13 protein-coding genes are annotated in these 17287 nt (G+C 58.9%); 3 read left to right on the forward strand and 10 right to left on the reverse strand.

Annotated features, from left to right (window positions below):
• Positions 1 to 63 precede the first annotated feature (63 nt).
• The 9 genes from ACA062_RS11130 to ACA062_RS11170 form a co-directional block, all read right to left on the reverse strand.
• Positions 64 to 1332 (reverse strand): anaerobic sulfatase maturase, encoded by a 1269-nt coding sequence (locus ACA062_RS11130; protein ID WP_497456399.1) that lies wholly within the window; start codon positions 1330 to 1332, stop codon positions 64 to 66.
• Between the two features lie 113 nt (positions 1333 to 1445).
• A complete protein-coding gene (locus ACA062_RS11135; RefSeq protein WP_497456400.1) occupies positions 1446 to 3809 on the reverse strand; it encodes an arylsulfatase in 2364 nt (787 codons plus the stop codon).
• Positions 3810 to 3887: 78 nt separating this feature from the next.
• Positions 3888 to 4364 carry a 2,4'-dihydroxyacetophenone dioxygenase family protein gene (locus ACA062_RS11140; protein ID WP_140894319.1) on the reverse strand — a complete coding sequence of 159 codons (477 nt, stop codon included), beginning with the start codon at positions 4362 to 4364 and terminating at the stop codon, positions 3888 to 3890.
• Between the two features lie 26 nt (positions 4365 to 4390).
• Positions 4391 to 4789: a hypothetical protein gene (locus ACA062_RS11145; RefSeq protein ID WP_140894318.1), complete on the reverse strand. Its 399-nt coding sequence runs from the start codon at positions 4787 to 4789 to the stop codon at positions 4391 to 4393.
• Between the two features lie 12 nt (positions 4790 to 4801).
• The gene (locus ACA062_RS11150) at positions 4802 to 5596 is read right to left on the reverse strand and encodes an SDR family NAD(P)-dependent oxidoreductase (protein ID WP_497456401.1); all 795 of its coding nucleotides are present in this window, start codon (positions 5594 to 5596) and stop codon (positions 4802 to 4804) included.
• 61 nt (positions 5597 to 5657) lie between these two features.
• On the reverse strand, positions 5658 to 6896 hold the full coding sequence (locus ACA062_RS11155; RefSeq protein ID WP_497456402.1) for a thiolase family protein: 1239 nt from the start codon (positions 6894 to 6896) through the stop codon (positions 5658 to 5660).
• Positions 6897 to 6967: 71 nt separating this feature from the next.
• The gene (locus ACA062_RS11160; protein WP_497456403.1) at positions 6968 to 8524 is read right to left on the reverse strand and encodes an AMP-binding protein; all 1557 of its coding nucleotides are present in this window, start codon (positions 8522 to 8524) and stop codon (positions 6968 to 6970) included.
• 20 nt (positions 8525 to 8544) lie between these two features.
• Positions 8545 to 9678, reverse strand: a complete 1134-nt coding sequence (locus tag ACA062_RS11165; protein ID WP_497456404.1) for a saccharopine dehydrogenase family protein — start codon at positions 9676 to 9678, stop codon at positions 8545 to 8547.
• Positions 9679 to 9726: 48 nt separating this feature from the next.
• On the reverse strand, positions 9727 to 11010 hold the full coding sequence (locus ACA062_RS11170; protein WP_497456405.1) for an acyl-CoA dehydrogenase family protein: 1284 nt from the start codon (positions 11008 to 11010) through the stop codon (positions 9727 to 9729).
• A 401-nt stretch (positions 11011 to 11411) separates the two neighbouring features.
• On the opposite strand from ACA062_RS11170, the gene ACA062_RS11175 reads away from it, so the two are divergent.
• On the forward strand, positions 11412 to 11720 hold the full coding sequence (locus ACA062_RS11175) for a bestrophin-like domain (protein ID WP_497456406.1): 309 nt from the start codon (positions 11412 to 11414) through the stop codon (positions 11718 to 11720).
• Between the two features lie 36 nt (positions 11721 to 11756).
• Here the strand turns inward: ACA062_RS11175 and ACA062_RS11180 are convergent, their stop codons facing one another.
• The gene (locus ACA062_RS11180) at positions 11757 to 12851 is read right to left on the reverse strand and encodes a formylglycine-generating enzyme family protein (RefSeq protein WP_497456407.1); all 1095 of its coding nucleotides are present in this window, start codon (positions 12849 to 12851) and stop codon (positions 11757 to 11759) included.
• Between the two features lie 51 nt (positions 12852 to 12902).
• On the opposite strand from ACA062_RS11180, the gene ACA062_RS11185 reads away from it, so the two are divergent.
• Positions 12903 to 15545 carry an arylsulfatase gene (locus ACA062_RS11185; protein WP_497456408.1) on the forward strand — a complete coding sequence of 881 codons (2643 nt, stop codon included), beginning with the start codon at positions 12903 to 12905 and terminating at the stop codon, positions 15543 to 15545.
• A gap of 110 nt (positions 15546 to 15655) precedes the next feature.
• Positions 15656 to 17278, forward strand: coding sequence for a DUF1254 domain-containing protein (locus tag ACA062_RS11190; protein WP_497456409.1), 1623 nt, complete (start codon positions 15656 to 15658; stop codon positions 17276 to 17278).
• The last annotated feature ends 9 nt before the right edge of the window (positions 17279 to 17287 follow it).

Raw genomic sequence — 17287 nt, forward strand, 5'->3', positions numbered from 1 at the left:
GGCAGCAAAGAAAAAAAGCCCGGCAGCGCATGGCGTGCCGGGCTTTTGTTTTTATGTGTTCTGCTATTTGCCCAGAGGCACGATCAGTGGACCGTCGAAGGCCTGCATGATCAGTGATGCCGGTTGACGGTGGCTGACCAGTTCGGCCATGGCATTCATGTAGGGGGTCAGGTGCCGAAAATACTTCTTGTAGCTGGGGCATAAGTAATTCAGGCCAGGCTCGCCGTTGGGCGCATTCACGAAGCGGTTTTTCGGACATTCGCCATGGCAGGCGAAGCGATAGTCGCACTGCTTACAGTAAGCCGGCAGTTTCTCCTCCTTGGCGGCGCCGAACGCCTGCTGAGCGGGGGAAGCGAGTAACTCGGCGGGGTCATCGGTCTTGAGGTTACCCAGCAGGTACTCCGGGTACATGTAGTGATCGCAGGAGTAGACATTGCCATCGTGCTCCACGATCGCCGCTTTGCCGCAGCGCGGGCTGAACAGGCACACCGAGGGTGGGAGCTGGCACCAGGAGGCCAGCGCCCATTCGAAGTTCATGACATGAACCTCGCCGACGTCGTGGCGTACCCACTCATCAAAAATGGCAATCAGAAAGTCGCCATAGGCCCCGGGCTCGACACTTTGTTCCGTGACGACTGCGGGCTCCGGCAGGGCATGCAGGCGCAATTCCGGCGGCACCGCAAAATGCAGACCCTGACTGACTTCCGGTGGACTCGGCTGGCGCTCCACCACCGGATTGAACTGGATGTGACGAACCCCTTCAGCCTTGAGAAAACGATAGATTTCCAAGGGGTAGCGGGCCACCTCACGGGCGACGGTGACCAGCACATTGAACTCCACGTTGTGTCGCTTGAGCAGGCCGATGCCGCGCATGACGTTGTCGAAACTGGAGCGGCCGCGTTTGTCGGGGCGATACAAATCATGGACGTGGCGGGGGCCGTCGAGGCTGATACCGACCATGAAATTTTCGCGGGCGAGGAACGCGCACCAGTCATCACTGAGTAACGTGCCATTGGTCTGCAACGTGTTGCGAATGATCTTGTCACCGGCGAACTGGCGTTGGTAAGCGATCGCACGCTGGAAAAAATCCAGGCCCAGCAGCGTCGGCTCGCCCCCTTGCCAGGTGAATTCAACTTCGGGTGTGTGTTGGGCGGCAATATAGCGCTGCACGTACAAGCGCAGCACCTCGTCCGACATGCTGAAGCGCTCCCGTGGTGGGTAGAGCTGCTCTTTTTCCAGGTAAAAGCAGTAGCTGCAATCGAGGTTGCAGATAGGCCCGACGGGCTTGGCCATGAGATGCAGGCCCTGGGACGGCGTTTCTTGGGTAGGCATGGTTGGCAAGCCGCGTGCGGACCGTTCAGCGGGTTGCTGCGGTTTCAATGCCAGAGGCTAGCTCGAGAGTGCTCGTTGACCGCCCCCCATGACTGGGGGGTGGCCATTGAGGGTCAAGGCAAATAGGTTACGTGTACATCGTTGATCTTGCCGTTGAAAGCAAACGGAGCACGGTCGAAGTAATCAAGGGTGACGGGTGAGCCGAGGTCTTCAGCCACGTCGAAGGTTTCGCTGGCCGTGAACGTCAGTGGCGGGGTGAAGGCTGTCACGCCGCTGGCGACTTCCCGTCCGCCCAGACGCACGCTCAGATTGGCCGGTGCGCCGGATTTGGCTGACGACATGGCGGTGAGCACTTCGATACTGACTTTGCCGACGGGTACTCGTTCGGCCGAGCGTAGCTTCGTTCGGGAGACGGCCAACGCGTTGTACTCGTAGACCAGGAAACCATCATCCATGTACAGGCTGACCCCGCCGCCAATACCGCCCAGTGCATACAACACTCCGGTGGCATTGGCCGGTATCTCGGCGTCTACCACGACCGTGTTGTTCTGGCTGCGCAGGTTGGGCGCGGCGAACTCAGGAAAGCGCTGGATACGGTCACTGAAATGCCATTCGTGCTCAGTGGTCGAGATCCGCGCGGCTGGATTGAGGAAGGGATAAAGACCAGCGCCGATAGGATAGACGTGGTTAGCCTTGGCCTGGACGTCGAACTCAGCCTTTAGCTCAGCCAGTTTTTCTGGATTGCTGGCGGCAAGGTCCTTCGCTTGCGAGTAGTCGTTTTGCAGGTTGTAAAGCGACCATTGATCCTTCGCCGGGTCCCAGCCCGTAAACTGGGCAAAACCTTGCACCCAGGGTTTGCGCGGGCCGAACACCGAGGCCATCCAGCCGTCCTTGTAGACGCCACGGCTGCCGAATACTTCGAAGTATTGCGCAGGCTTCTTCGACTTTACCTGAGCATCGTTGAAGGTGTAACGCATGCTGACGCCGTCTATTGGGTCCTGAGCGATACCGTTGACCTCTTCCGGAGGCGTGATGGACAGCACGTCGTAAACGGTCGGGGCGATGTCGTTGACGTGGTGGAATTGCCCGCGAACTTTGGCATCGGCCTTGATCTGCTTCGGCCAGGAAACCGCCAGCGGCGTGCGGGTACCGCCGAAGTAGCCGGCGACCAGTTTGGTGCCGACAAATGGCCCCGAACCGGCCCAGGCCCAGGCTGCGTTGTACATGCTTTCGAGTTTCGGGCCGCCAAGTGCAGAGAGGCCGCCATACATCTCGTTGAGAACTTTCAGCTGTTGTTCTTTTTTGACCGGAATGCCGTTCTGCGCGAGCAGTTCGTTGATCGTGCCTTCCATACCTTCGGCAGACGCGCCGTTGTCGCTCTGCACATAGAAGATCAAGGTGTTGTCGCGTTTACCCTCGCGTTCCAGTTCGTCGAGGATTTTTCCGGCCTGGGTGTCGGCGTGTTCCAGGAAGCCGGCATACACCTCCATCAAGCGGGCCTGGTACTGTTTCTGTTCGGCCGACAAGCTGTCCCATGCAGGTAACTCCGCAGGGCGCGGGGTCAGTACAGCGTCCTGAGGAATGAAACCCAGGGCTTTCTGCCGAGCGAAGGTCTGTTCACGATAGACGTCCCATCCACCGTCGAACTTGCCCTTGTATTTGTCCGCCCACTGCGCGTTGACCTGGTGCGGCCCGTGTACGGCACCGGGGGTCCAGTAGAGGAAAAACGGTTTGTTCGGCGCGTAGGTCTGTTGGTCCTGCAACCAGTTCACGGCTTGATTCGCCAGGTCCTCGCTGAGGTGATACTTCGGGTCGCGCGCCGGTTCGATCGGCGTGGTGTCGCGGTACAGGCGCGGTTCGTACTGGGATGTTTCGCCCGCCAGGAAGCCGTAGAAGTGTTCGAAGCCGTAAGCCGTCGGCCAGGTATCGAAAGGGCCGGCAGCCGTAGTGTCCATGGGCGGCGTGTTATGCCATTTGCCGAACGCCGCGGTGCTGTAGCCATATTGTTTGAGCACCTCGGCCATGGTCGCCGAGCTTTTAGGGATTTTGCCGGTGTAGCCATCCCAGTCAGTCGCCAGTTCGGCGATGACACCGTTGCCGACGCGATGGTGATTGCGTCCGGTCAACAATGCGGCGCGGGTGGCGGAGCTGATCGCGGCGGTATGGAAGGCGTTGTAACGCACACCGCTGTCGGCGACCCGGCTCAGGGTCGGCGTGTGGATCGCACCCCCGACGGTGTCCGACTGCGCGAAGCCGGCGTCATCGAGCATGATGATCAGGATGTTGGGCGCGTCAGCCGGCAGGTGTGATTGCTGCTGACGTTTTTGGTGTTTGGATTCTTGCAACGTCGGTTTGGCGTCACTGGCCGTAGGCGTGGGCGGGAAGGGCAGTGACTCTTGTGCGACAGTGACCGAGCTGGCCAGCAGGGTGCAGAGTTTCAGGGTGAAACGTCCGCAAAAGTGGAGTTTCTGGGGCATGGGGCCTCCATTCGAAAGTGTTTTGGTGGTCAGCGCAGCAGCCCGGACGTTTGCCGGGCTACTGCGATGCGCCAGATCTCAGACGGAGAAGCTGGTGATGTCTTTGGGCTCGATGTCATTGGCCTGACAGAAATCCAGATATCGTTGCACGCTGGACTTCCAGTTCTCGATAGCGAAGAGGTTGTCGTTCTCGTCGAAATACAACAGGTCACCCTGGGTGATGTTCAGGGTGATGATTTCATCACCGTATTCAGGCAGCGCGATCGGGGTATGGCTGGTGCCTGCGGTTTCGAACACCACGCCGCCTTGCTTTGAAATCCAGTCATGTTCCAGGTATTTCCAGCCGCCCTTGATGGTGTAGACGATCACGGTGCCGGAGTGATGATGCTTGGGTAGCACGGTGCCCGCCGGGGCCTTGAGCAGGGTGATGGTCTCGCCGCGAATGGGGTCGCATCTCAGGTATTTGATGAACACCTCATCGCTGTAGGGCGCGAACGGTACCCACGGCAGGTCTTCGTCATTGATGGCGCTGGTATCGATGTTTTCGTAAAACATACTTGTTGTTCTCTTGTTGGGTGGATTCACTGAAAGCGCGTAACCACGGCGTACCGAGTGCTGCTCAAGTAGCGCCAGAATAACCACGCAAACAGAATGTCGCCCGATGCCAGTACCGGCAGCGGCCAGGGAATGCTGCCCGCCAGCCAGTGGCCACAAATCACCGCGACCACCAGGATCTTCAGGACCACCCCGAGCACAATGTAGGGGCGATAACGAACCGGATCGCGGCTGATCATCCAGTAGGCCCAGCCAAACATGACCACCAGGGCCATGGTGATTTGCATGAACAAGGCAGATGTCGGGGTGACTTCCAGCCCCATCAAGTCGGCAGCCGGACGCATGGCTACCAGAAATGGCAGACCCGCAAGTACGTTGAAACAAGCGGCGGACTTGAACAGCCCGTTGGTATAAGTGTTTTGCATGGCGCGTTCCCCTCAACCCAGCAGTTTGAGCAGCGTCGGATAACGGTTGGGAAACAACCGGCTCAACCAGAACACGGTGCTCGACTTGTGGCCGGTCATGATGCGTTTGGAGCCTTTGCGCAGGCCCTTGATGATGTCGGCGGCACACTCATCGGCAGGGGTCTGCAGCATGGCGGCAGCCTGGGCAACGAATTTATTTTCTTGTGCTCCAGCAGCCTTGCAACGTCGACCGGACTTTTCGATGTTGGTCTTGATGCCACCGGGATGAACACACACCGCACGGACACCGGTTTTGTCCAGTTCCGACCACAGACATTCGGTCAGGCCACGAATGGCAAATTTCGACATGTTGTAGGCGCTTTGCATCGGATAGCCCAGCAGGCCGAAAATGCTGGAGATGTTGACGACGCAGCCTTCGCGCTGCTCCAGCATCATCGGCAGGAACGCCTTGGTGCCATACAGCACGCCCCACAGGTTGATACCCAGTTGCCACTCGAATTCTTCGATCGAGGTGTTGGCGACCGTGCCGATGACAGTCGCGCCTGCATTGTTGATGACGTAATGGGCGGTGCCAAAATCCCGTTTGACCTCATCGGCATGGGCTTGAAACGCCTCCCACGACGCCACGTCCAACAAGTATCCCTTGACCTGGCTAGCGGCGGGCAGCCGCTTCAGGGTTTCGTCCAGGCCGGTGCGATTGATGTCGGACAGCGCCAGGCGCGCACCGGCTTCGGCCATTTGAATCGCCAGTTCCCGACCAATGCCGGAGCCCGCGCCGGTAATGACCACCACTTTGTTTTTGAACATGTCTTTTATCCTTCTTGTTTTGATAGGCCGCTCGCCTTGGTCAGTCGCCAGGCGAGGGTCCTTATTTGCTCAGGATGTGAATGGCAACGGCGGCTTCTTCGATGCCTTGCAATCCACCACCGTTTTCCTGAATCCCATGCCGGGCGCCTTCCACCTGGCGTTTGCCTGCCTCGCCGCGCAACTGCGTGACCAGCTCACAGAGCTGGCCAATACCGGTGGCGCCGAGTGGATGACCTTTGGATTCGAGGCCGCCTGAGGTGTTGACCGGGATCCGTCCACCGAGCGTGAAGTCGCCGCGTTCAGCCGCCCGTCCGCCCATGCCCAACTCGACCAGCCGAAGGTTTTCGACCTGGATGATTTCCCCCATCGCCGAGGCGTCATGGACTTCGGCGACATCGATGTCCTCCGGCCCCAGGCCCGCGACGTCGTAGGCGTGATCGGCGGCCAGGCGAGCGATGTTCAGCTCGGGTTGATCGAGGCGGCGATGGCTGAAACTGCGGATCACGCTGGCGGCCACCTTGATGCAGCGATTGCGATCGGCGCCGATGCGTTTAAGGCCTTCCTCGGTGCACAGGATCGCCGCTGCGGCACCGTCTGAAAGCGGGGCGCACATCGGCAACGTGATCGGGTAGGTGATCGGTGGTGCGGCGAGAATCTCGTCGATGGTGAACGGCTTGCGAAACTGCGAAAACGGGTTGTGCACCGAGTGGGTGTGATTCTTGGCCGAGACTGCCGCGATTTGCCGTTGCGTGGTGCCGTAGGTTTTCATGTGGTAGCGGCACATGGCGGCGTAGATCGCCATGAACCGGCTGTACGGTTTGTCCGACTCCGAACCCTCGGGGATTTCAACGCCTTCGCCCATTTTCACCAGGTTTTGATAGTTCTCCTCGACGCGCGAGACGTCCCAGCCCCCTTCGAAAACCTGGAATGCCTTCAGCTTGTCGGGGATGTTCATTTTCTCTGCGCCCAAGGCCAGCGCGACATCAGTCGTGCCGGCCTGAAGGCTTTGCACGGCGAGGTTGAACGCTGAGCTGCCCGAGGCGCAGGCATTTTCAACGTTGTAGACCGGTATGCCCTCAATGCCGATTTTGCTGAACACCACTTGGCCGGGAATCGAAATCTGCCCTTGTAACGGGCCGTTGGTCATGCCGGCATAAAAGGCGACGCCCAGATCCTTGCGGCTGCAATTGGCGTCTTTCAGGGCGCCTTCCAGCGCTTCACGTGCCAGGTCGTCGAGGCTGCGTTCCAGATGACGACCGAAGACCGTCATCGCAATGCCGGCGATGTAAATGGTGCTCATGAAACTCTCCTGAGGCGACGCCGCGTGAACGCGGCGTCGCACTGCGATTGTTCGAGTGAAAGGTCGCCGATTCAGATCTGGCGTTGCTGGCCATCCCAATACTGCGACCGCAGATCTTTCTTCAGGACTTTGCCGACAGGGCTGCGTGGGAGGCTGTCGATGAAGTCGACCGACTTGGGCGCCATAACACCGCCCAAGCGGGTTTTGCACAGATCAATCAATTCCTGCGCCGACGCGCTATGGCCCGGGTTGAGCTCGACCACTGCCTTGACTGCCTCACCCCATTTCTCGTCGGGTACGCCGATCACTGCGCAGTCCTGCACCGCCGGATGGCTCCACAACACCTGCTCGACTTCGCTGGGATAAACGTTGAAGCCGCCAGTGATGATCATGTCCTTCTTGCGATCGGTCAGATGCAGATAGCCTTCGCTGTCGATATGGCCAATGTCGCCGGTGTGCAGCCAGCCGCCGACGATGGCCTGGGCGGTCAACTCCGGTTGCTTGTAGTAACCCTTCATGATCAGGTCGCCGTGCACACAGATTTCGCCGGTTTCGCCCCGCGCGAGAATCTGCCCGGCATCGTTCATCACTTCGACCCGGATCAGCGGATTAGGCCGGCCGACCGACGACAGACGACGGTCTCTGGCAAGCTCACCATTAACCAGATGCTCGTCGGGCCGCAGGTAGGCAATGCTCGCTGGAGCCTCGGTCTGGCCGTAGCCGCCGGCCATGATCGGACCGAAGACTTCGATGGCTTTTTTCAGCTTCTCGACCGACATCGGTGCGGCGCCGTACAACAAGAATTTGACCGAGGAAAAATCGACGGTTTCGATACCGGGGATTTCCAGCAGCTTGTAGATCACCGTCGGCGGCAGAAAGAATTCACTGATCTTGTGTTGCGAAATGGACGCCAGCATCAGCGCCGGATCAGGTTTTGGGAGCACGACGACCGTGCCGCCTTGCGCTGTACAGGGAACCGCCAACAGCCCGGCAGTGTGGGTCATCGGTGCGGCAGCCATGTTCACCGGTTTGAGCCCGTCGCGGTAAGCGCAGGCCAGCATGAAATGCGCAATGAACGTCTGCGTGCTGCGGTGGGTGTTCATCACCCCTTTTGGCATGCCGGTGGTGCCTCCCGTGGGGGAGAGCATGACCACGTCGTCCATGTCATAGGCGACTTCCGGGCGCGTCGAGGGTTGTCCCGCCGTCCACGTTTCCAGCGAAGGCGCATCGACATCGGTGGCGTCGATGCAGATCCAGTGCCTGATCTTCGGCAGTGCGGGACGCAGATCGGCAATGACCGCCGCGAACTCGTGCTGATAGAACATCACCTCACAATCGAACGCGTCGAGGATGTAGGTGTTTTCCTGGATCGAGTTGCGCACATTGACCGGGATCCAGGTCATGTTTGCGCGCCACAATCCCAGGGTGCAGGTCCACGCCGTCACATCATTGCCGGCCCAGATCGCACCTTTGGTTTCTTTGGGCAAATCCAGTGCCAGCAACGCATTGGCGATGCGACAGGACAGCTCGCCAACTTCATGAAAGGTGTAGGAACGCTCGCCCTGGATGTAGGCGATAGCGTCTGGATCAATGTTCCAGCCGCGGTCATAGAAATCAATAATAGCCATGTGAAGTCCTGTGCTCCGGATCAGAGCTGGGTAACGGTGGCGCGTGCAAGACCGCGTTCTTCGAGGAAGCCCAGCAGATAACGATGGCCAAAGGCTTTGGAACCGGAGGCGAAGCCGACCTTGTTGGTTTCGCCGTCGATCAGCTTGATCGCCGCCGCAACCTGAAGAGCGCCGGTGGCGATGTAGGCGGTGGTGCCATGAACGGTGGCCCGCACGGAGGAGAGCTGGCCACGACCGATGGCGGTATCGACCATGCGCGTGATGGTGGTGCGCTCACGTGGCGGCATCACTGGAGTGGTCGACTGGACCATTTGGTGGATGACGGCGTCCTGCTGCTCCGGTGAGAGGTATTTGTATTCCGACTCCCACTTCTGGCCCACCGCATGCACCATCTTCATGACGTCGTTGTCGTAGAAACCGACGCAGGACACGCAGGAACGGACCCGTGGATCGTTCTCGAAATACACCGGCAACGACGTGCCGCCCCATGGCAAAGCAAAGACCGGGCTCAAGAAGTCCGGCGACGCGATGTTGAAGGAAGTGCCCATCGGGTGCGGTACGAGCTTCTTCTCCCACAGGTAGCATTGCTCGGCGCGAAGCAGTTCGAAGATCGAGGCGGTCGAACCGATGGTGACACCGGCGGCGCCGCCACGAGGGCCACGGCACAGTGCCGAGGTTTCGAGGGCGTCGATGCCTGGGTGTTCCAGGGCCAGTTCGGCGGCGATTTCCGAGTAGGTGTACATGTAGGAAAGCGACGGTGAAACCACCAGGCCGGCCTGGGCATACAGCTCGCCGAACTGATCACGCACGTTGCGCATGTATTCTTGTTCGCCGGTTGTATCGAGGTGATGGCAACCCGCCTTAAGCGCTGCTTCAACGGCGGTAAGACCGAATTTGACGAAAGGGCCGACGGTGTTGCAGACGACTTTTGCACCCTTGAAGGCCTGGGTCAGTGCCTCGACGGTGTGGTCCGCTTCAATGATTTCGTAGGTCGCCGACTCAAGGCGCACCACGCGTTGGGCCATCATTTCCTGGGTGCGCGCAGCATTGCGCGCAACAGCGGTGAACGGAATGTTCTGGTCGATCAGCCAGTCCATTGTCAGCATGCCGGTATAGCCGCTGGCGCCATAGACAACTACAGGGTATTTAGCCATTTCGTGTGATCTCTTGTTTTTAGAGTGTTGCTGGATGGGTTGCCGGGGTCAGTTCTGTGACCAGCCTTCGGCATAAAGCTGTTGGCATAACAAGCCAACGCGTGTGGTGATGATGTAGTTCTCGCCGTCTTCGATCAGTGCTGAACGAGCGTCACGGAAGAGCTTTTCGATCGGGTATTCACGGGAGGTACCTGCACCGCCGAACAATTGCAGGGCCTCGCTGACCACCTTCATGCACTCTTCGGTGACGGTTACCTTGGCCGAAGCCGTGGCGTAGGGATGGGTATGCGGAGAAAGTCGGGCATAGGCAAGAGAGCGTCGGGCGACACCCCGTGCCAGCTCGACGCGGCGCATCATGTCGCCCAGGCGATAGCGGGTCAGTTGATGGTCAATCAGCAGCTGGCCACCTTGTTTGCGCTCATGGCAGTACTGCAGCGCCAGTTCAAAGGCTGAACGCGCGACACCGGTGAACACCTGCGACATATGCGTGCCAGCGTAAGACCATGCCGAAGATTGATTGCCGTAATACTGATCTTGCAGGGCGATCGCAAAGCGCCGTGGCACCTTCACGTTGTCGAAATAAACCTCGCCTTGGGGCAATGATCGCTGGCCGATTTTGTCCAGCGGCTTACCCCGTGAAACACCCGGTAGGTCAAGCGGGATAATCACCGCCAGGCCATGGGGTCGACCGTCGGCATCGAAGTAACCATTGCCATAGTCGGCAGCGATATAAGCCAGTGCGATCTGAGCGACGGCACCGTTGGACACCCAGGCTGAGCACTGCCCGTTAATGACGATGTCGTCGTTACCGACTTTCGCGCAGAGATTGCCCTTATTGCCGGTCTGGTCCTTCGGCCATTCACGCTTCATGTCGTACACCATGATGTCGCTGCCCTTGTCCGGATGAGTGATCATCCAGCAGCCAATCTTGCCGGTGCAGAGTTCCACCAGCTCCTGGTTGCCGACGGCCATGGCCATCTGCAAGGGGAAGCTGGCCGCGGCCAACGAAATGCCCAGGCCGGCGTCACCCCAACCCATTTCTTCGCCAATCAACGACTCAAGACGAATGGCGACATCGGGTTCGAATTGAGAAAAGAAATCGGGATCAAGTCCCAGTTTCGCGGCTTCCTGATAAACCGCCCAAAAGGGTGAGCCTGGCGCGCAAACATCGGCGGCGCTCATTTTGTCGAGCTCCTGGCCGATGGGACGCAGCACGTTTTTGGCGAACTGATGCACGGTCTGTTGAATGGCGCGCTCGACTTCGCTAAGCGGTGTTTCAAAGCCGGTCAGTCCAACATCGGGTAGTTTCAAGCTATCGTGTAATTTGATCATGGGGTCTTTCCTCGCGATCTACAGCGCATGTGGCCACGTGTTGAGCGCCTCAGCGCAGAGAAGCAAAACTCACCTCAGGCCTGAAGCAGATGTACCGGCTCGACTGGCAGTCGCTCGTAACGGGCATGTGCCTGCTGGGGTAGGAAAGTGACGTGATTTGTCTTGCTGCACCCCCCCATCGGCGAGGGGGGAGCAGCAGGGGGGGCGGGGGTGACCTACACCCTGGGCTTGCAAGCCAGCTCAGGATCACGATGCGAGGAAGGATTGTTTGGTTCGCCAGGCGCAGCCTAATCATGGCTTCTGATTGCATCCGCCAAAACTGTCTATGACAACAACGAGACCGAGCTGCGGACATCGGCCGCACGCATCGTTCTTCTCGACAGGGTCATGGCACAGTATTGATGCTTCAGGTCCGCGCATTGGAGGTCAGCGGACACTTGGCGGAAGCGCATTGGATACTTGTCGAGAGCAGTACGGAAGGACTGCCGACTGCGTTTCTTGTCATCCTGACTTTCTGGCTGGCTTGGCTGTTCGCGACGTTTGGCCTCCAGGCTCCGGCAAATCCCACTGTTATCGGCGTCATGTGCATCTGCTCCATGTCGGTTGCCGCAGCGGTATTTCTGGTTGTCGACATGGCTCATCCTTACATCGGGGTGGTCCATGTTTCGGATGTCCCGTTGCGGTCTGCTCTCAAGCACATCGGTAAGTGATAGTGGTGTGAGGGCGGGGACCGGGCATTGGGGCAATCAGCGATTCTTTTCCCATTGATCATTGCTCATCGCCAGGCGAAAGCCGAGATGCGACATGGAATTCATAGGGTCCGCGCCCTGCCTGGCACTGGTTCGAAAGCTCGTGCAGTAGCTGTCGCTACATAGAAAGGATCCCACTCGAACCACACGCTGCGGTGCGTTCGCCGTTATCCCGAGATCCGGGTCATAGCTGTCGGATGGGCCCACCGGGTTAAACACTACTTCACCCGCGGACTGACGCTTGAGCCCAACTTTAAACGCATCGGCACGATACCAATCGGCGACCCACTGCCAGACGTTCCCGGACATGTCGTATAGCCCGTAGGCGTTGGGTCTGTAACTGCCTACCGGTTTGGTGCCGATTTTGAATTTGTTGCTGGAGCCGGTAACGGGAAACGGTTGTGCCTCATCCCAGGTGTTGGCCATCTTTTCTCCACCAGGCGAGAAATCATTCCCCCACGCATAGTTCGCTTGTTCCAGTCCGCCTCTCGCGGCGTATTCCCATTCGGCCTCGGTCGGCAGGCGCTTATGAGCCCACGCTGCATACGCTTGTGCATCTTCGCGCGAAACCTGAACAACCGGATGGGTGTCCTTGCCCTCGATTGTACTGTCAGGGCCCAACGGGTGGCGCCAATCAGCGCCCGGGACAAATGCCCACCACTGACTGAAATCATTCAATGGGATGGATCTGTCTGTGCCCACGAAAACCAATGCCCCAGGCACCATGACACTGTCGTCGGGCTCAGGAGTACCCGCAGGCAACTGCACTTTCAGATCGTCCCATTCAGGTTTGCGTTCGGCGGTGGTGACGTAATGCGTTTCAGAAATGAAACGGGCGAAATCGGCATTGGTCACGTCGTAGCGGTCGATCCAATAGCCATCGAGTCGAACCTTGTGGGCTGGCCCCTCGTTGGGCCGTGCCTGCTTATGATCGCTACCCATCAAAAATTCGCCAGCAGGAAGCCAGACCATCTCCAGGGGGCCATTTTTTCCATCACCCAGTGTCAACGGTTCTGGACCGCGAAGGTGCTGATACACAACAAAAGCCAGGCAGGCAGACAGTATCCCGACTGCGACTGACGCGATGCCCAAGCGCCGTTTCCTGATAAGCATTTGCGCTCCCCTTGTTTCAGGCTGCGACCATTGCTGAGCCTTCCTGGCATCAGGATCAGATATAGGCGCCACGACTCTATTGTCAATGACCACTCAGGTTACGATCCGGGCGCTGAATGGGCTGGCGAGAAAGAAAAATGGTTCTACACTCCAGAGCCTGGGGTGTGGGGGTTACAGGAGCTGGCCATGGCCAATGCACACTGGAATCGACCTTTAAGGCTGCACACGCGAGTCGGTGCAGGGCTGGCATTTGCCATGCTTGTGCTTTCGTCCGCCGAGGCAGCGACTCCGCAAGTTTACGGCACGCCCGGTTCACCGAGCGCGACCACGACCATCGACGGCAGATATCTCCCGAACCCGCCCGCGGCATTCGGCGGCGTTATCAACCTCGATGCCACGACCTCGACGCCCTATTGGTCCCCGACCGTCGTACCGCCCAAAGACGCGCCGAATATCCTGTTGATCATCACCGATGACGTCGGCTTTGGTGCGCCCAGTACGTTCGGCGGCCTCATCCCGACGCCGACCATGGATCGCGTCGCGGCAGCCGGATTGCGCTTCACGCAATTCAATTCGACGGCGCTGTGCTCGCCGACGCGTGCTGCCCTGATTACCGGACGCAATCACCATTCCGTCGGTTTCGGTGTGATCACGGAAATTTCAACGGGTTATCCCGGCTACAACAGCGTCATTACCAAGGACAAGGTGACCATTGGCAAAATTCTCAAGGACAACGGTTACGCAACGTCGTGGTTTGGCAAAAACCACAACACCCCGTCGTTCCAGATCAGCCAGGCCGGCCCGTTCGACCAATGGCCCATCGGCATGGGTTTTGATTACTTCTACGGGTTCATGGGAGGCGAAACCAACCAGTGGCAACCGGGCAATCTGATGCGCAACACCACCCCGATCCATCCTTACGTCGGCAAACCGGGTTGGAACCTGATCACCGCGATGGCAGATGACGCCGTCGGTTACGTCAACGAGTTGAATGCGCTCGATCCGAAGAAACCGTTCTTTCTGTATTACGCGCCCGGCGGCACCCACGCGCCGCATCACCCGACGCCCGAATGGATCGACAAATTCAAGGGCAAATTCGACATGGGCTGGAACGCCGCGCGCGAACAGATCTTCGCCAATCAGAAGCGCCTCGGCGTCATCCCCCAGGCAGCCAAGCTCACTGCGTGGCCGGACTCTCTGAAGAAATGGGACGAACTGCCGGCGGACGAGAAGAAACTGTATGCCCACCAGATGGAGGTCTATGCGGCCTACCTCGCGTACACCGACCATGAAATCGGCCGGGTGATCCAGGCGATTGATGACATGGGCAAGCTCGATAACACGCTGGTTATCTACATCAGCGGCGACAACGGCGGTAGCGCAGAAGGCACACCCAATGGCACTCCGAACGAGATGACCACTTTCAACGGCATCAACGTACCGGTGGCCGACCAGATGAAATATCTCGACGCCTGGGGTTCGGACCAGACCTATCCGCATATGGCCGTGGGCTGGACCTGGGCCATGGACACCCCCTTCAAGTGGACCAAACAGGTCGCGTCACATTTTGGCGGCACCCGCCAAGGCATGGCGATCTCCTGGCCGAACCGGATCAAGGATGTCGGCGGCATCCGCAACCAGTTTCACCACGTTATTGACATCGAGCCGACGATCCTCGAAGCCACCGGCATTGACGCGCCGCTCCAGGTAGACGGCATTGCGCAGAAACCCATCGAAGGCACGAGCATGGCTTACCTCTTCGACAAGCCGAATGCCGCCAAGCCTTCCACGCGCACCACGCAGTATTTCGAAATGCTCGGCCTGCGCGCGCTCTACCACGAGGGTTGGATGGCATCGACGACGCCCTACCGTGCACCTTGGGACATTACCGCGCAGCCGCCCAAGGACATCGTCAATGGCGTCAAATGGGAGCTGTACGACATCACCAAGGACTGGACCCAAAACGACGATGTCGCCGCCGCCAACCCTGAAAAGCTCAAGGAGCTGCAGGATCTGTTCTGGGTAGAAGCGAACAAGTATCAGGTGTTGCCCCTTGACGCTTCCGGCTTTACACGCGTCGTTGCGCAGCGGCCGAGCATCGTCGCCGGACGCACCGAGTTCAATTACTTGTCGCCAGTGACCGGCATTCTTCCAGGCAACGAGCCCAATATATTGAACAAATCCTACGTCATTTCGGCTGATGTCACTGTTCCGGAAAGTGGGGGCGACGGTGTGCTGGTGACTGATGGTGGCCGCTTTGGTGGTTATGCCCTCTACCTCCTCAAAGGCAAGCCGGTTTTCAGCTACAACCTTGAGGGTGTGGCGCAATTCCGTTGGGAAGGGACCGAGGCGCTTACTCCTGGAAAGCACGGCATCAGCTTCGATTTTAAATACGCCGGGCCGGGATTCGGGAAAGGCGGCACCGGCGTGCTCTCGGTGGATAGCAAGCAAGTGGCGAGCCGTACGATTCCCAGCAGCGTTCCATTCGTCTTCGGCGTGGATGAAAGTTTCGACGTCGGCTCCGACACCGGTACCCCCGTCGATGACAAGGATTACCAGGTGCCGTTCGCGTTCAACGGCTCGCTGCACAAACTCACCGTCAAGCTCGAACCGCCGCAGTTGAGTGTCGCGGGCAAGGAGGCAGCCCGGAACAAGGTCGGCAACAAAGACTAGAAACGCACGTGGGCCAACTCGCACGAGACAACCCGCGTCGTGAAGGTGACATGCCACCACAAAATTTATTTGGGAAGTCAATGCAATAGACGTCTCTCAAGGAGAGCACTATGCCGCACACGCTCAGACCACTGGCCGTACTGGCGACCTTAGTCGCGCTGGCCGTTCCTGTAATGGCCGAGACGCAGACCGCCACCGAAATCCCCCCGGCGATCACCACGCCCGATCGCCTCGAGACCCGCATCGGCACACTGGAATTCAAGGACGGCGCGCCCAGCGCAAAAACCGCTCAGGACGTCTACGACACCCTGGCTTTCACCCGTGGTATAGACGCGTTCATGAACAGTTTTTCGGGCGCCTCGGCCTATGCGGTTCGCGAGGGTTTCCACAGCATTGGGGCTGAAGACAACTCGGTGGTTATTTTCTCTGAGTTGATGGACTCCAAATCGCTCTTTCTCACCGCCAACGTCGATACGATCTATACGCTCGCAGTCCTCGACTTGACGAAGGGGCCGTTAGTGGTTGAGGTGCCACCGAAGGCACTCGGCACGCTCAATGACATGTGGTTCGGCTGGATCATCGACATCGGCGCGCCCGGCCCTGATCGGGGTGAAGGAGGCAAGTACCTGGTCGTGCCGCCGGACTACGACGGTCCTCTTCCAGACAGCGGCTTTTTCGTGGGCCGATCAAAAACCAATCATGTTCTCTACGCCGTTCGTGCCTTCATGGAGAACAACGATCCGAAACCTGCTGTGGCAGCGATCAAACAATCGCTGAAGATCTACCCCTACACGCCGGGCGGGTTCGGCACCAGCATTGCCACGGCACTCGAAGGCAACGTCAGGCTAGCGCCCAATCCGCCGATACCGCCGACGAAGTTCGTTGAGGGGAGCGGCAAGTCATTCAATACAATCGCGCCTAACGACTTCTCCTATTTCGAGATGCTCGACAAGCTCGTACAGCTGGAACCGGCCACTTCTTTCAACCCGGAACTCATTGGTCAGCTGGCGGCCATTGGCATCGTCAAGGGCAAACCTTTCAGTCCCGACGCCCGGATGAAGAAGATTCTCACCGACGCTGCGGCCGTGGGCAACGCGGCTGGGCGAGCGCTGAATTGGCGTGCCGCTGACTATCCTGGTTGGTCCCTTTATCCAAACTCGATGTGGGCCAACATGCTATGGCAAGGTGGGTTCGACTTCGAGACGCCGCCGCCGACGATCACCAAGGAAGGCTTGTTCAAAGCGTTGCCGCCGACTGGCGCGCGGACCCTCGACTCCCGCGCAGCCTTTTACTACGGCTACACCATGGATTCGCCGGGCATGATCATGCGATTGCCCAATGTCGGTTCGCAGTACCTCATGGGCTTCACTGATGCTGAAAAAAATCCCTTCGATGGCGGCAAGACCTACAAGGTGACCCTGCCGCCGAAGATCCCCGCAGCCAAGTTCTGGTCGTTCACCGTCTACGACAACCAGACGCGGTCAATGCTCCAGACGCCGCAGCGTTACCCGCGCGCAGGCAGCCAGACCTACCCTACACCGGCCGCCACAGAGAACGCGGACGGGTCGACGACCATCTACTTCGGCCCTTCCAGGCCCGCTGACGCCAAGGCAGGCAACTGGATCCAGACCACGCCCGACAAAGGGTGGTTTACGCTCCTGCGCCTTTACAGCCCGCTTGAATCGTTCTTTACGAAAGAGTGGCGGCCGAGCGAGGTCGAACTGGTCAAGTGAAACTGACAA

It is taken from the genome of Pseudomonas sp. LBUM1679 (genome assembly GCF_059695565.1).

Coding starts and splice junctions, on each gene's coding strand:
- ACA062_RS11130 (WP_497456399.1), bottom strand. CDS start 1,332: ATGCCTACCCAAGAAACGCCGTCCCAGGGCCTGCATCTCATGGCCAAG.
- ACA062_RS11135 (WP_497456400.1), bottom strand. CDS start 3,809: ATGCCCCAGAAACTCCACTTTTGCGGACGTTTCACCCTGAAACTCTGC.
- ACA062_RS11140 (WP_140894319.1), bottom strand. CDS start 4,364: ATGTTTTACGAAAACATCGATACCAGCGCCATCAATGACGAAGACCTG.
- ACA062_RS11145 (WP_140894318.1), bottom strand. CDS start 4,789: ATGCAAAACACTTATACCAACGGGCTGTTCAAGTCCGCCGCTTGTTTC.
- ACA062_RS11150 (WP_497456401.1), bottom strand. CDS start 5,596: ATGTTCAAAAACAAAGTGGTGGTCATTACCGGCGCGGGCTCCGGCATT.
- ACA062_RS11155 (WP_497456402.1), bottom strand. CDS start 6,896: ATGAGCACCATTTACATCGCCGGCATTGCGATGACGGTCTTCGGTCGT.
- ACA062_RS11160 (WP_497456403.1), bottom strand. CDS start 8,524: ATGGCTATTATTGATTTCTATGACCGCGGCTGGAACATTGATCCAGAC.
- ACA062_RS11165 (WP_497456404.1), bottom strand. CDS start 9,678: ATGGCTAAATACCCTGTAGTTGTCTATGGCGCCAGCGGCTATACCGGC.
- ACA062_RS11170 (WP_497456405.1), bottom strand. CDS start 11,010: ATGATCAAATTACACGATAGCTTGAAACTACCCGATGTTGGACTGACC.
- ACA062_RS11175 (WP_497456406.1), top strand. CDS start 11,412: ATGCTTCAGGTCCGCGCATTGGAGGTCAGCGGACACTTGGCGGAAGCG.
- ACA062_RS11190 (WP_497456409.1), top strand. CDS start 15,656: ATGCCGCACACGCTCAGACCACTGGCCGTACTGGCGACCTTAGTCGCG.